At 42.4% G+C, this 16,424-nt stretch carries 8 protein-coding genes; 7 read left to right on the top strand and 1 reads right to left on the bottom strand.

Annotated features, from left to right (window positions below; genetic code table 11):
• Positions 1-163: 163 nt before the first annotated feature.
• From adcR to ADM33_RS07955, 4 genes are read left to right on the top strand one after another with little or no spacing between them, the layout of a single operon-like run.
• Entirely contained in the window at positions 164-604 is a 441-nt protein-coding gene (adcR, locus tag ADM33_RS07970) for a zinc-dependent transcriptional regulator AdcR (RefSeq protein WP_049504348.1), read from the top strand.
• Positions 604-1,308 carry a metal ABC transporter ATP-binding protein gene (locus ADM33_RS07965; RefSeq protein WP_001269493.1) on the top strand — a complete coding sequence of 235 codons (705 nt, stop codon included), beginning with the start codon at positions 604-606 and terminating at the stop codon, positions 1,306-1,308. The genes adcR and ADM33_RS07965 overlap by 1 nt, the downstream gene beginning before the upstream one ends.
• Positions 1,301-2,107 carry a metal ABC transporter permease gene (locus ADM33_RS07960; RefSeq protein WP_049504346.1) on the top strand — a complete coding sequence of 269 codons (807 nt, stop codon included), beginning with the start codon at positions 1,301-1,303 and terminating at the stop codon, positions 2,105-2,107. The genes ADM33_RS07965 and ADM33_RS07960 overlap by 8 nt, the downstream gene beginning before the upstream one ends.
• Before the next feature lie 9 nt (positions 2,108-2,116).
• A complete protein-coding gene (locus ADM33_RS07955; RefSeq protein ID WP_049504344.1) occupies positions 2,117-3,619 on the top strand; it encodes a zinc ABC transporter substrate-binding protein AdcA in 1,503 nt (500 codons plus the stop codon).
• Between the two features lie 142 nt (positions 3,620-3,761).
• Here ADM33_RS07955 and ADM33_RS07950 read toward each other — a convergent pair whose 3' ends face one another.
• On the bottom strand, positions 3,762-4,619 hold the full coding sequence (locus ADM33_RS07950) for a 5'-nucleotidase, lipoprotein e(P4) family (protein WP_049504343.1): 858 nt from the start codon (positions 4,617-4,619) through the stop codon (positions 3,762-3,764).
• Between the two features lie 430 nt (positions 4,620-5,049).
• Between ADM33_RS07950 and ADM33_RS07945 the strand changes: the two genes are divergently transcribed.
• From ADM33_RS07945 to ADM33_RS07935, 3 genes are all read left to right on the top strand, one after another.
• On the top strand, positions 5,050-8,652 hold the full coding sequence (locus tag ADM33_RS07945) for a DNA-directed RNA polymerase subunit beta (protein WP_049504341.1): 3,603 nt from the start codon (positions 5,050-5,052) through the stop codon (positions 8,650-8,652).
• Positions 8,653-8,684: 32 nt separating this feature from the next.
• Positions 8,685-12,347: a DNA-directed RNA polymerase subunit beta' gene (gene rpoC, locus ADM33_RS07940; RefSeq protein ID WP_049504339.1), complete on the top strand. Its 3,663-nt coding sequence runs from the start codon at positions 8,685-8,687 to the stop codon at positions 12,345-12,347.
• Between the two features lie 257 nt (positions 12,348-12,604).
• A partial coding sequence (locus ADM33_RS07935; RefSeq protein WP_414716794.1) for a CshA/CshB family fibrillar adhesin-related protein occupies positions 12,605-16,424 on the top strand: 3,820 nt, incomplete at its 3' end.

Below are 16,424 nucleotides of genomic sequence, written 5' to 3'. Positions count from 1 at the left end.
AACAAAATAGGCTCCATAATTCCTATGGTGGTGCTACCCACTACAGAAATTATAGAGCCCTTTTTTCTTGACTCCTTGCTTGGATGTGATATACTTAACTAGTAAAGGAATGGTGTGAGAACCTTGTATTTATAGAAATTCTGTTCTGAGAAAGGAGCAAATCATGAGACAGTTGGCAAAAGATATCGATCATTTTTTAAATGAGATTATTCTCAAAGCGGAAAACCAACATGAAATTCTCATTGGTCATTGCACGAGTGATGTGGCTTTGACCAATACCCAGGAGCATATTCTCATGCTTTTATCAGAGGAGTCGCTAACCAACTCTGAGTTGGCGCGTCGTCTCAATGTCAGTCAAGCTGCCGTTACCAAGGCTATCAAATCCTTGGTCAAAGAGGGGATGTTGGAGACATCTAAGGATCCCAAGGATGCTCGCGTTATCTTCTATCGATTGACAGACTTGGCACGACCAATTGCTGAGGAACACCACCATCATCATGAGCATACCCTCTCGACTTACGAGCAGGTTGCCACTCAGTTCACACCAAACGAACAAAAAATTATCCAGCGGTTTTTAACTGCTTTAGTAGGAGAAATCAAGTAATGAGATACATCACAGTAGAGGATTTGTCCTTCTATTATGACAAGGAACCTGTGCTTGAGCATATCAATTACAGTGTTGATAGTGGGGAATTTGTCACACTGACAGGAGAAAATGGAGCGGCAAAGACTACTCTTATCAAAGCTAGTCTAGGTATTTTACAACCGAGAATTGGGAAAGTAACCATCTCAAAGACAAATATTCATGGGAAAAAATTAAGAATTGCCTATCTTCCTCAGCAAATTGCTAGTTTCAATGCAGGCTTTCCAAGTACTGTTTATGAGTTTGTCAAATCAGGTCGCTACCCAAGAAAGGGCTGGTTCCGTCGTTTGAATGCCCATGATGAAGAACACATCAAGGCTAGTTTAAACTCAGTTGGCATGTGGGAACATCGGGATAAACGCATTGGTTCTCTCTCTGGTGGGCAAAAGCAAAGAGCGGTCATTGCACGTATGTTTGCTTCAGATCCAGATATCTTTATATTGGATGAGCCGACAACAGGGATGGATGCAGGTACCAAGAATGAATTTTATGAGCTCATGCACCATAGTGCCCACCATCATGGCAAGGCTGTTTTGATGATTACTCACGATCCTGAAGAAGTTAAGGATTACGCAGATCGTAATATCCACCTTGTTCGTGACCAAGATTCGCCATGGCGTTGTTTCAATGTCCATGAAAATGATCAGGAGGTGGAACATGCTTAATCTATTTTCTTATGATTTTATGCAGCGAGCCTTTTTAGCGGTTATTGCCATGAGTCTCTTTTCACCAGTTCTGGGGACCTTCCTTATTTTGCGTCGCCAGAGTCTTATGAGTGATACACTGAGTCACGTTTCGCTTTCGGGTGTTGCCTTTGGCTTGGTTTTGGGGATTTCTCCGACCATCTCAACCATTGTGATTGTCTTGATTGCAGCGGTCTTCCTTGAATACCTACGCACGGTTTATAAGAGCTTTATGGAGATTGGGACAGCCATTCTCATGTCTACAGGACTTGCAGTATCGCTCATTGTCATGAGTAAAGGTAAGAGCTCTAGTTCTATGAGTCTGGACCAATACCTGTTTGGTTCTATCGTGACTATTAGTCAAGAGCAGGTAATTGGGCTCTTTGTCATTGCAGCGGTTGTTTTAATCCTGACCTTCCTCTTTTTAAGACCCATGTACATCTTAACTTTTGACGAGGATACAGCTTTTGTAGATGGTTTACCTGTACGTACCATGTCTATCCTCTTTAACATGGTAACTGGTGTGGCTATTGCTCTTATGATTCCAGCTGCAGGAGCACTTTTGGTATCGACTATCATGGTCTTACCAGCAAGTATTGCTTTGCGTTTAGGGAAGAACTTTAGTTCGGTGATGATTCTTGCTAGCGCTATTGGCTTTCTGGGCATGGTTGCGGGACTCTATATTTCCTATTATGCAGAGACACCACCGAGTGCAAGTATCACCCTTATCTTTGTAGTTGTCTTCTTGTTAGTCAGCTTACTCAAACGTTTTATCAAATAGGAGAAAAAAATGAAAAAACTAGGCCTACTTTTTGCAAGTCTTGTGACGGTATTCTTAGTGGCTTGTTCCAATCAAAAACAGGCAGATGGGAAATTAAACATCGTTACAACTTTCTACCCTGTCTACGAATTTACCAAGCAAGTAGCAGGCGATACAGCCAATGTCGAGCTCTTGATTGGGGCAGGGACAGAACCACATGATTATGAACCATCTCCTAAGGCAGTCGCTAAAATCCAAGACGCCGACGCCTTTGTGTATGAGAACGAAAACATGGAAACTTGGGTTCCCAAGCTTTTAGATTCACTAGATGCGAAAAAAGTAAAAACAATCAAGGCGACTGGAGATATGTTGCTTCTTCCAGGAAGTGAAGAAGAGGAAGACCATGACCACGGCGAAGCAGGTCATCATCACGAGTATGACCCTCATGTATGGTTGTCTCCTGCGCGTGCCATTAAGCTTGTAGAGCACATTCGTGACAGTTTATCAGCTGACTATCCTGATAAAAAAGCAACCTTTGAGCAAAATGCAGCTGCCTATATCGAGAAATTACAAGCTCTGGATAAGGCCTATACTGAAGGACTTTCTAGTGCTAAACAAAAGAGTTTTGTGACTCAACACGCTGCCTTTCGTTACTTAGCTTTAGACTACGGACTCAATCAAGTTTCTATCTCAGGTCTTTCCCCAGATGCGGAACCGTCAGCAAGTCGCTTGGCAGAATTGACCGAATATATCAAGAAGAACAAGATCTCTTATATCTACTTTGAAGAAAATGCCTCACAAGCTCTAGCTAATACTCTTTCAAAAGAAACAGGGGTTAAGTTAGACGTTCTGAATCCTCTGGAAAGCTTGACCGAAGAGGATATGAAGGACGGCGAGAACTATATCTCTATCATGGAGAAAAATCTCAAGGCCCTCAAGCAGACAACTGATCAGGCAGGGGCAGAAATTGAGCCAGAAAAAGCCGAGGAAACTAAAACAGTTCAAAATGGTTACTTTGAAGATGCCGATGTCAAGGATCGCACCTTGAGTGACTATACTGGTAACTGGCAGTCTGTTTATCCTTTTCTTGAAAATGGTACTCTAGACCAAGTCTTTGATTACAAGGCTAAGTTGACTGGTAAGATGACTAAGGATGAATACAAAGCCTACTATCAAAAAGGTTACCAAACAGATGTGACCAAGATTAACATCACGGATAACACTATGGAATTCATCCAAGGTGGCCAAAGTAAGAAATATACTTACAAGTATGTTGGCAAGAAAATCTTGACTTATAAGAAAGGAAATCGTGGAGTGCGCTTCCTCTTTGAAGCGACGGATGCAGACGCTGGGCAATTCAAGTATGTTCAGTTTAGCGACCACAATATCGCTCCGGTCAAGGCAGAACATTTCCATATCTTCTTTGGAGGCACTAGCCAAGAAGCCCTCTTTGAAGAGATGGACAACTGGCCAACCTACTATCCAGATGGCTTATCAGGTCAAGAGATTGCTCAAGAAATGTTGGCTCATTAAGATACGAATCACATGATAAAAGCGGACAGGAAAGTTTTCTGGTTATCAGAATCCTCTCTTGTCCGCTTTTTTTGAGTTTGTCAGTTAAAGAGCTTTTGCACTTCTTTTTGTACTTATGGCCTTATTGAATACCAAGTTTTCATTACTTGTCAAAGCCTTGTAAGGCTTTTTCGCGTTCGTCTACTTGTCCCTTGGCATCTAGTTTGTTACCACCGTAAACTGCTGTTTCCCATGATCCATACATTGGATTTGGGAAGATGATGAATTTTTCACCAAATTCTTTTTGCAATTCTTCAAGTTGTTTGTCACGATCAGCTTCAGAAGTCTTAGAAAAATCTGCAAAGTCTACAAGGTTATCACCAAATAGTAACACAAGATTTGTCTTTTCTTGAACCGCTTGTCGACGACCTTCTTTGGATTTTACACCACTTTCTAGGAACATGAGGTGATCACGTCCTTGTACAGGAATGCCTTCGTTTTCTAGATTTTTAATGGTAGCATCTACTTGGTCGACTGAACGGTCAGAAATATAGTAGATTTGAACACCGTTTTGATCGGCAAACTGAAGAAAATCTTTAGCACCTGGGACGGCTTTTGCTGCAGCTTTTTGGACCCAAACATCCCAATTTTCAGGTGTGAATGCTGTTCCATCTTTGACATTTTGAACTTGATAAGGACTGTTATCTAGGACCGTTTCGTCCAAGTCCAAAACAATCGAATAAGGCTTGTCTGATTCTGTTTTCAGTAATTCCTTTAGACGATCTGTAGCAACATTATAGCCTTGTAGATACAAGGCTTTTGTTTCGGCTGCTTTTTGATACCAGAGAGTTGACATGGTATTTTCTCTAGACCGTAGTTGGTCGTAAGTCATTGTAATCTGATTGTCAGATGAGTTATTAGCGGATGTTTGTGTTTCTGTGGATTTTGTGGCGCAGCTGGTCAATAAGATGACAGATGCAAGTGCAGAAACGATTGTAACAGTGGTTTTAGCTGTTTTCATAAAATGTCTCCTGTCTATTAATTTCAATAACAGTATAGCATGAGGGAATAGTTAAGGCAAGCGTTTTCCTAAATATGGACTTGATTTTCCAAAGAAAGATGTAGATAATTAACGGATTAGAGGAAGAGAAAAATATTTTAAAACCTTGAAAAATCTAGCTAAATAGGGTATAATATAAATAATCATTTGTCGTAGGTTTTGTCTGAAATATTGTCCGGACAAGGCTCACAGCAGTTAAATCTCCTGAAAAAGTCGGATTTAGCTGCTCTTTTTGTGCTTTTTTTCAGGTTTTTCGATCTTTGTAACAAAGATTTAAAGATTCTGAAAATTAGTCGAGGGGGATAAGTTGATAGGGTTTTTAGAACCCTCTAACGATATTTACTAGCTTAGATCACTAAGCTTGGAACTTTATTTAAAAAGGAGAATCATCTTGGCAGGACATGACGTTCAATACGGGAAACATCGTACCCGTCGTAGTTTTTCAAGAATCAAAGAAGTTCTTGACTTACCAAATTTGATTGAAATTCAAACTGATTCATTCAAAGATTTCCTAGACCATGGTCTGAAGGAAGTGTTTGAAGATGTAATGCCAATTTCAAACTTCACAGACACAATGGAGTTGGAATTTGTTGGCTACGAAATCAAAGAACCTAAATATACGCTTGAAGAAGCTCGTATCCACGATGCCAGCTACTCAGCACCTATCTTTGTAACCTTCCGCTTGATTAACAAAGAAACTGGCGAAATCAAAACACAGGAAGTTTTCTTTGGTGATTTCCCAATCATGACTGAGATGGGAACCTTTATCATCAACGGTGGTGAACGTATCATCGTATCACAGTTGGTGCGTTCTCCAGGTGTTTACTTTAATGACAAGGTAGACAAAAATGGTAAAGTGGGTTACGGTTCAACTGTTATCCCTAACCGTGGAGCTTGGTTGGAACTTGAAAGTGATTCAAAAGACATCGCCTATACTCGTATCGACCGTACTCGTAAGATTCCATTTACGACTTTGGTTCGTGCACTTGGTTTCTCAGGCGATGACGAAATCTTTGATATCTTTGGTGACAGCGAGTTGGTTCGCAACACTGTTGAAAAAGATATCCATAAAAACCCAATGGACTCTCGTACAGACGAAGCTTTGAAAGAAATTTATGAGCGTCTTCGTCCAGGTGAACCAAAAACTGCTGAGAGTTCACGTACCTTACTTGTGGCTCGTTTCTTCGACCCACGTCGTTATGACTTGGCTGCAGTTGGTCGTTACAAGATCAATAAAAAACTCAATGTTAAAACACGTTTGCTCAACCAAACTATTGCTGAACCATTGGTAGACCCTGAAACTGGTGAAATCTTGGTAGAAGCTGGAACAATCATGACTCGTAGCGTGATTGAGAGCATCGAAAGTCACTTGGATGGCGATTTGAATAAGATTGTCTACACTCCAAATGACTCAGCTGTTTTGACAGAACCAGTTGTTCTTCAAAAATTCAAGGTTGTGGCACCAACTGATCCAGACCGTGTTGTAACAATCATCGGTAATGCAAACCCAGAGGATAAAGTTCGCACGATCACTCCTGCAGATATCCTTGCTGAAATGAGCTACTTCCTTAACTTGGCTGAAGGCATCGGTCGTATCGATGATATCGACCACCTCGGAAACCGTCGTATTCGTGCTGTTGGTGAATTGCTTGCCAACCAAGTACGTCTTGGACTTTCACGTATGGAACGTAATGTTCGTGAACGTATGTCTGTTCAAGATAACGAAGTATTGACACCTCAACAAATCATTAACATCCGTCCAGTGACTGCGGCGATCAAAGAATTCTTTGGTTCTTCACAATTGTCACAGTTCATGGACCAACACAACCCGCTTTCTGAGTTGTCACACAAACGTCGTTTGTCTGCCTTAGGACCTGGTGGTTTGACACGTGACCGCGCTGGATATGAAGTGCGTGACGTGCACTACACTCACTATGGTCGTATGTGTCCAATCGAGACACCTGAGGGACCAAACATCGGTTTGATCAACAACTTGTCTTCATACGGACACCTCAACAAGTATGGTTTCATTCAAACACCATATCGTAAGGTTGACCGTGCAACTGGAAAAGTAACCAACGAAATCGTTTGGTTGACAGCCGATGAAGAAGATGAGTTCACAGTAGCGCAGGCTAACTCTAAATTGAACGCAGATGGCACTTTTGCTGAAAAAGTTGTTATGGGACGTCACCAAGGGGTTAACCAAGAATATCCAGCATCAAGTGTTGATTACATGGATGTTTCTCCTAAACAGGTAGTTGCTGTTGCGACAGCATGTATTCCTTTCTTGGAAAACGATGACTCCAACCGTGCCCTCATGGGTGCCAACATGCAACGTCAGGCTGTACCATTGATTGATCCAAAAGCACCTTACGTTGGTACTGGTATGGAATATCAAGCAGCCCATGACTCTGGAGCGGCTGTAATTGCTCAGTATGATGGTAAAGTTACTTATGCCGATGCTGACAAGGTAGAAGTTCGTCGTGAAGATGGCTCATTGGATGTTTACCATATCCAAAAATTCCGTCGTTCAAACTCAGGTACTGCCTACAACCAACGTACGCTTGTTAAAGTTGGTGACGTTGTAGAAAAAGGCGACTTTATCGCAGATGGACCTTCTATGGAAAATGGAGAAATGGCGCTTGGACAAAACCCAATCGTTGCCTACATGACATGGGAAGGTTACAACTTCGAGGATGCCGTTATCATGAGCGAACGCTTGGTGAAAGACGATGTCTACACATCTGTCCACCTCGAAGAATACGAATCAGAAACTCGCGATACAAAGCTTGGACCTGAAGAAATTACTCGTGAAATTCCAAACGTTGGTGAAGATGCTCTTAAAGACCTTGATGAAATGGGTATTATCCGTATCGGTGCTGAGGTTAAAGAAGGGGACATCCTTGTAGGTAAAGTAACACCTAAGGGTGAAAAAGATCTTTCTGCTGAAGAACGTCTCTTGCACGCTATCTTTGGTGACAAATCTCGTGAAGTTCGTGACACATCTCTTCGTGTACCACACGGTGCTGACGGTGTCGTTCGTGATGTTAAGATCTTTACACGTGCAAATGGTGATGAATTGCAATCAGGCGTTAACATGCTGGTTCGTGTCTACATCGCTCAAAAACGTAAGATTAAGGTCGGAGATAAGATGGCCGGACGTCACGGAAACAAAGGGGTTGTTTCTCGTATCGTTCCTGTAGAAGACATGCCTTACCTTCCAGACGGAACTCCAGTTGATATCATGTTGAACCCACTTGGGGTGCCATCACGTATGAATATCGGTCAGGTAATGGAGCTTCACCTTGGTATGGCAGCTCGTACTCTTGGTATCCACATCGCAACACCAGTCTTTGACGGAGCAAGTTCAGAAGATCTTTGGTCAACTGTTAAGGAAGCAGGTATGGATAGCGATGCTAAGACTATCCTTTACGATGGACGTACTGGTGAACCATTTGATAACCGCGTGTCAGTTGGTGTCATGTACATGATCAAACTTCACCACATGGTTGATGATAAATTGCACGCTCGTTCAGTCGGACCATACTCAACCGTTACGCAACAACCACTCGGAGGTAAAGCTCAGTTTGGTGGACAACGTTTCGGTGAGATGGAGGTTTGGGCGCTTGAAGCCTATGGTGCATCAAATGTCCTTCAAGAAATCTTGACTTACAAGTCTGACGATATCAACGGACGTTTGAAAGCTTATGAAGCTATTACAAAAGGAAAACCAATTCCAAAACCAGGTGTTCCAGAATCCTTCCGAGTTCTTGTAAAAGAATTGCAATCTCTTGGTCTTGACATGCGTGTCCTTGACGAAGATGATCAAGAAGTGGAACTTCGTGACCTTGATGAAGGAATGGACGAAGATGTCATCCACGTAGATGACCTTGAAAAAGCACGTAAAAAAGCTGCTGAAGAAGCAAAAGCTGCTTTTGAAGCTGAAGAAGGTGCAAAAGCGGAAGCAACAGAAGAAGCTACTGAACAAGAATAAGTAGCTCACTTAGAATAGAAAGGGAAGAAATAGTGGTTGACGTAAATCGTTTTAAAAGTATGCAAATCACACTAGCTTCTCCAAGTAAAGTCCGTTCATGGTCTTATGGAGAAGTCAAAAAACCTGAAACAATCAATTACCGTACGTTGAAACCAGAACGTGAAGGACTATTTGACGAAGTCATCTTTGGTCCTACAAAAGACTGGGAATGTGCTTGTGGTAAGTACAAACGCATTCGTTACAGAGGGATTGTTTGTGACCGTTGTGGTGTTGAAGTAACGCGTACAAAAGTTCGTCGTGAACGTATGGGACACATCGAGTTGAAAGCTCCTGTATCTCATATCTGGTATTTCAAGGGAATTCCAAGCCGTATGGGCTTGACCCTTGATATGAGTCCTCGTGCCCTCGAGGAAGTAATTTACTTTGCTGCTTACGTGGTGATCGATCCGAAGGATACACCACTTGAGCACAAATCTATCATGACAGAGCGTGAATACCGTGAGCGCTTGCGTGAATATGGCTACGGATCATTCGTTGCTAAAATGGGTGCCGAAGCTATCCAAGACCTCTTGAAACAAGTAGATCTTGAAAAAGAAATTGCTGAACTTAAAGAAGAATTGAAGACAGCAACTGGACAAAAACGTATCAAAGCCATCCGTCGTTTGGATGTTTTGGATGCCTTTTACAAGTCTGGAAATAAACCTGAATGGATGATTCTTAACATCCTTCCGGTTATTCCACCAGATCTTCGTCCAATGTTGCAGTTGGATGGTGGCCGTTTTGCCTCATCTGACTTGAACGACCTTTACCGTCGTGTTATCAACCGTAACAACCGTCTAGCTCGTTTGCTTGAGTTGAATGCACCTGGTATCATCGTTCAAAATGAGAAGCGTATGCTTCAAGAAGCGGTTGACGCTTTGATTGACAATGGTCGTCGTGGTCGTCCAATTACAGGACCAGGTAGCCGTCCACTCAAATCATTGAGCCACATGCTTAAAGGTAAACAAGGACGCTTCCGTCAAAACTTGCTCGGTAAACGTGTTGACTTCTCAGGACGTTCCGTTATCGCCGTTGGTCCAACTCTTAAGATGTACCAATGTGGTGTGCCACGTGAAATGGCTATCGAGCTCTTTAAACCATTCGTTATGCGTGAAATCGTAGCGCGTGATATCGTGCAAAACGTTAAAGCGGCTAAACGCTTGGTAGAACGTGGAGACGAACGCATCTGGGATATCCTTGAAGAAGTGATCAAAGAACACCCAGTGCTTTTGAACCGCGCACCGACCCTTCACCGTTTGGGTATCCAAGCCTTTGAACCTGTCTTGATTGACGGTAAAGCCCTTCGCTTGCACCCACTTGTCTGTGAAGCCTACAATGCCGACTTCGACGGGGACCAAATGGCCATCCACGTACCGCTTTCAGAAGAAGCTCAAGCAGAAGCGCGTATCTTGATGCTTGCTGCTGAGCACATCTTGAACCCTAAAGATGGTAAACCAGTTGTTACTCCATCTCAGGACATGGTTTTGGGTAACTACTACTTGACCATGGAAGAAGCTGGTCGTGAAGGTGAAGGCATGGTCTTCAAAGACCGTGACGAAGCTGTCATGGCTTACCGCAATGGCTATGTTCACCTCCACTCACGTGTAGGTATTGCAACAGACAGCCTCAACAAACCATGGACAGAAGAGCAAAAACATAAAGTCTTGCTTACAACTGTTGGTAAGATTCTCTTCAACGATATCATGCCAGAAGGTCTACCTTACTTGCAAGAGCCAAACAATGCTAACTTGACAGAAGGTGTTCCAGACAAATACTTCTTGCCACTAGGTGGAGACATCAAGGAAGCTATCAGCAAACTTGAACTTAACCCTCCATTCAAGAAGAAAAACCTTGGAAATATCATCGCTGAAATCTTCAAACGTTTCCGTACGACAGAAACTTCTGCCCTACTTGACCGTATGAAGAACCTCGGTTACCACCATTCAACTCTTGCAGGATTGACAGTGGGTATTGCCGATATTCCAGTCGTTGAAGACAAGGCTGAAATCATCGAAGAATCACATAAACGTGTAGAACAAATCACGAAACAATTTCGTCGTGGTATGATCACAGACGACGAACGTTACAATGCTGTAACAGCTGAATGGCGTGCTGCCCGTGAAAAACTTGAGAAACGCTTGATTGCCAACCAAGATCCGAAGAACCCAATCGTTATGATGATGGACTCTGGAGCCCGTGGTAACATCTCAAACTTCTCACAGCTTGCCGGTATGCGTGGTCTGATGGCTGCTCCGAACGGACGTATCATGGAATTGCCAATCCTTTCAAACTTCCGCGAAGGTTTGTCAGTACTCGAAATGTTCTTCTCAACTCACGGTGCTCGTAAAGGTATGACCGATACGGCCCTTAAGACAGCCGACTCAGGTTACTTGACTCGTCGTTTGGTTGACGTTGCCCAAGACGTTATCATTCGTGAGGATGACTGTGGAACTGACCGTGGTCTCTTGATCCGTTCTATTACTGAAGGTAAAGAGATGATTGAGTCTCTTGAAGAACGTCTCAATGGTCGTTACACTAAGAAAACTGTTAAACACCCAGAAACTGGTGCAGTTATCATTGGTCCAAATGAATTGATCACAGAAGACAAGGCGCGTGAAATTGTCAATGCTGGTGTCGAAGAAGTAACTATCCGTTCAGTATTTACATGTAACACTCGTCATGGTGTCTGCCGTCACTGTTACGGTATTAACTTGGCGACTGGTGATGCGGTTGAAGTTGGTGAAGCAGTTGGTACAATCGCTGCTCAATCTATCGGGGAACCTGGTACACAGCTTACAATGCGTACCTTCCACACGGGTGGGGTTGCCTCAAATACCGATATCACTCAGGGTCTTCCTCGTGTCCAAGAAATCTTTGAAGCCCGCAATCCTAAAGGGGAAGCGGTTATCACAGAGGTCAAAGGACAAGTTACAGCTATCGAAGAAGATGCATCAACTCGTACTAAGAAAGTCTTCGTTAAGGGTGAAACTGGAGAAGGCGAATACGTGGTACCATTTACAGCTCGTATGCGTGTTGAAGTTGGGGACCAAGTCTCTCGTGGTGCAGCATTGACAGAAGGTTCTATCCAACCAAAACGTCTCCTTGCTGTACGTGATGTCTTATCAGTTGAAACTTACCTCCTCGGTGAAGTACAAAAAGTTTACCGTAGCCAAGGGGTAGAAATCGGTGACAAACACATCGAGGTAATGGTTCGTCAAATGATCCGTAAAGTTCGAGTTATGGATCCAGGAGACACAGATCTTCTCATGGGAACACTTATGGACATCAACGACTTTACAGATGCTAACAAGGATGTTCTTATCGCAGGTGGAGTGCCAGCGACTGGTCGTCCAGTCCTTATGGGAATCACCAAAGCCTCACTTGAAACAAATAGTTTCTTGTCAGCAGCTTCCTTCCAGGAAACAACTCGTGTCCTTACAGACGCAGCTATCCGTGGTAAGAAAGACCATCTCCTTGGTCTTAAGGAAAATGTTATCATCGGTAAGATTATCCCAGCTGGTACAGGTATGGCACGTTACCGTAACCTTGAACCACAAGCAGTCAACGAAGAGTCTTACCTAGCATCTTCACAAGAAGAAGCTCCAGTTGATACGACTGTAGAAGAAGTCGTTGAAACTGTTGAAGTAAGCGAATAAAATAATGCTTAAACAAAAAGAGGGGCTTCCCTCTTTTTTTGTATTAAATATATAGAAAAGGTATATTGATTTTTATATGATTTACTAAATAATTTGAGCTATAAAAGTAGAAAAAATTTTTCCAAAAAATTGAGCAAAATGCTTGGTATTCAAGGGCTGGCATGATAAAATATAACAGCGGGTAGTTTACGAAAAATAATGAATAGTAAATACATATTTATTCTAAACTAAGTTAAATTTTATGCAACTTGGAGGTAATGTTAGTGAAAAATGATTTGTTTAATGACCGTATTAGTCGATTTTCAATTCGTAAGTTAAATGTAGGAGTTTGTTCGGTTTTACTAGGAACTTTAGTCATGCTTGGAACGGCTACAGGAGTAGCAGCTGAAGAAGTCGCTGAGAATAAGCAAACTGACGAGGTTGCTGTGACGACTGAAAAGGAACAGCCGGAATCTCTTTCTATATCTCAAGCTGAGAAAGAAGATGTTACAACTTATCAGGCAACTCCAGTTGTTCCAGGTACAACTGAAACTAAGCTGGAACTAGATCACACAAGATTGCAAGGCTATATTGCTGAGATTGAAACAAACCTGGCGAATGGTAAATATAGCAATAAGACTGATGAAAGTATTGATGCTTTAAAAGTAAGTCTTGATAATGCTAAGAATGCTCTTGCCTCTGCTGAAAGTCAAGCTGAGTTGGATGTTGCTTATCAATCACTTGTAACAACGGTAAATGCAAAACTTAAAAATAAGGTAGTAGCAGAATCAAAATCAGTTGTGGAAGCTAAGGCTGAAGTTACTGAAAAAACTGAAGAAAGTACCGGAAAACTAGCAGCAAATACTCAGTCAGCTGAAGGTACTAACGCAATCGCAAATACAGGGAAAAACGACCCTCGTAATGGTAAAGAGATTGACAAGAATACTGCCTTCCGTGCAGATACTGCAACAGCTACTGGAATTGGTGCAGACGTTGAAGACGCAACTTCAACTCCAAAGGTAGAAAAACCTGGCTTTACAACAAATATCAACGCTAAAGACATAGCCAGCCAAATCTCTTGGTTGGACTTTGGCGATGTAGCTAACTGGACAGGAACCACAACAACATCAAAAGGTGACCTTGCTCTCCAAGTTGGGGCTACCTATACTAAGGAAATTATGCCGGGTTATGTGGTTACCATCAAGGTTAAATCTTTGAAACCCTTCCAGGCGACAGAACTTTATAAAAAACGCCTTGAAGACCGAGGAGCAACAGAAGCTGAAAAAGCGACCTATGATCCAAATGCAAGAAATGGTTATGGGAATGCGACTAATACACCTGCTACGAGAGTAGCTTTTACTGCTGGTGAAGAAGCTAAAGTTATTGCCGAAGCTCAAAACCGTTGGACTGAAATTAAAAAAGAAGGTATTGACACTGGTACAACTAAGAAAACTACTATCAGTTCAGAACTTGAAGGTGGGAATATCGGTGTTCAGTTTGAAGTTTCTGCGACCTTCCGTGGAAAAGTGGTCAAACCTGCCATTGTCATGGCGGATGGTGAGTCCGCTAACCCTGGTGAAATGGTTATGTTCACCACAAACGGAGAAGGTTGGCAACATATTGGGGAATGGCCCAAGGGCAATAATAAAACTTATATTCCACAAGATACAGACAATTTATTCGGTCCAAACCCTGCCACTAATATAGATGGCATGGGCTACTATAAGTTGAACCTTGACCTACTTCGACGTTCAAATCAAGTTGGGCCAGATAAAAAAGCGGTTGCTTGGAAGTACTTTGGAAGTGCCGATTTAACAACTGGAGGTCTCGGAACAGGGGTCTTTGGACCAAATATTTCAAGTATTGCTGCTGTTCCCCTTGTTATGACACGTGGAGCGTCCGAAGTTGGCTTGTATATCGCATCTTCAGGTAAACAATCAGCCATGCTTGGATTCTTCCCACTTGATGAAGGAGATGCTCCTGAATCATACGGCAAGGCAGTTCATTCAATTGCAACTGTGGATGGGATTACCGGTAAGAAAGTAAACCAACCTTATCTCGGCCACTTGAGTCCTGATATGGATGAAAACAATACCCTTGATTGGACTGGTGACGATAAAGCGACAACGGCTGATGAAGGAATCGACCAATTGCTTCCAGATAATCTTAAAGGGAAAACCAATGAGATGATCAAGATGGACCGTACCAAACCAGGTAATTATAAGATTTCTGTTGAAGCCCATACTGATGGGGCTGCACAGGCAAATATCTACGGTTGGGTAGACTTCAATCAAAATGGAACCTTCGATGAAGACGAGCGTTCAAATTTAGCTACTATTACGAAAGATGGTATAGTTGAGTTAACATTTGCAAACAGCAAAACTTATATTGACCCTAGTGTTACTGAATTAGGGGTTCGTCTTCGTATCGCTAAGAATGCTAAAGAAATTGAAAGCCCAACAGGTATGGCCTTCTCAGGAGAAGTAGAAGACTTCAAGACTCAAATTACGCACCCACCAAAAGGGGAATTCAAGGAAACTTCTGGTCTTCAAGCTGCTAAACAAACAGCAACTGTAGCCTTTACTGCTCGAGGTTTGCAAGGCTATAGCTTAACTGAATCAGCAAAAATTGATGAAACAGTAGCACCATACATTGTCGATGCAAATGGGAACAAGGCTATTTTGGATGCTGAAGGCTACTATGTCGTACCAGGTCAAGGTAAATATAAAATTACCGCAAATGGTAAAGACGTAGATGTAGAATTCATCCCTGAAGATAATTTCTTAGGAACAGCTGATGGAATCTCTATCCGTCGTACAGATAGTAATGGCTACGACACAGGTTGGTCAACTAAATTTCCAGCCAATGAAGCTAATGTTGATACTTTGATAAATACAATGGATGGACTTTATATCCCAACCGTTACTCCAAAGGATATCGAAGGTGAAAATAAAACTTCAACAGATGTTCAAGGAGCTAGTCAAATAGCTACTCCAGAATTTGCTCTTGAAGGAACAAATAGTAATGGTGAGAAAGTTAAAATCACACCTGATTTTGATTATCCAGCTAAGTTTGTGAGTCCTACGACTGGCAAGGTTATCAATGATCCTGTTCTAACTGTAGAAGGGGAAGGGATTTACTACTTAGACGATTTGACTGGGAAAGTTACCTTTGTGCCGGAACCAGGATTTACTGGCACTGCTAAGGGAGTAACAGTTTCACTTACTGCACCAGTTGGACGAGATAAAAATAAACAAGTTCAGTCAGAATTTATAAAAACAGCTACTGCTAAGTATACTCCAACAGTAACCCCAGCCACAATCAGCTCTACTAATAAGGTTTCTGAGGATGTGCAAAATGTCCCTCAAACTCAAACACCTACATTTGAGTTAAGCAATGACAAGGCTACGAAGATTACTAGCAGGAAATTAGTAGATCCAGCAACTGGCCAGCCTACTGATGAAACCAGTGTGAAAGTAGCAGGCGAAGGAACATATACAATTGATCCTACTACAGGAGCGGTTACCTTCGCACCTGAAAAAGACTTTGTTGGAACTGCAACAGGTGTAACAGTTCAAGCAACTGCGACTATTACAAATGCGAACGGTAAGACGGCGACAATCACTTCGGATGCAACTTATACACCAACAGTTGTAGCGGCTGTTCCAACAGCTCAACCAGCTACTTCAAAAGATATCCAAGGTGCGACTCAAACAGGTACACCAACATTTGCAGGAACAACTGTCCAAGTAAATGGTCAAGATAAACCTGTAACCATTAAATCAAATAGTTATAAGCTCTTGGATAAAGATGGTAATGAAGTTACAACTACGCCAGCTTATGCTGCAGATGGTACAACGCCAATCGGTACTTTCACGATCGATCCAGCAACTGGTACTGTAACATTCACACCAACTGATAAATCATACACAGGTGCAGTCACACCAGCCAAGGTTCAAGCTGAAAGCTCAAACGGTATTAAGGTTGATACAACCTACACACCTGAAATTGTTCCAGTAACCCCAACAACTACACCATCTGAATCAACTGACATCCAAGGTGCAACTCAAACAGGTAAACCTGAATTCAAGGGTGGAA

Origin of the sequence: Streptococcus oralis, from assembly GCF_001075875.1 — a bacterium.
GTDB classification, from domain to species: Bacteria; Bacillota; Bacilli; order Lactobacillales; family Streptococcaceae; genus Streptococcus; species Streptococcus oralis_I.
This window is presented reverse-complemented; position numbering and strand designations above follow the sequence as displayed.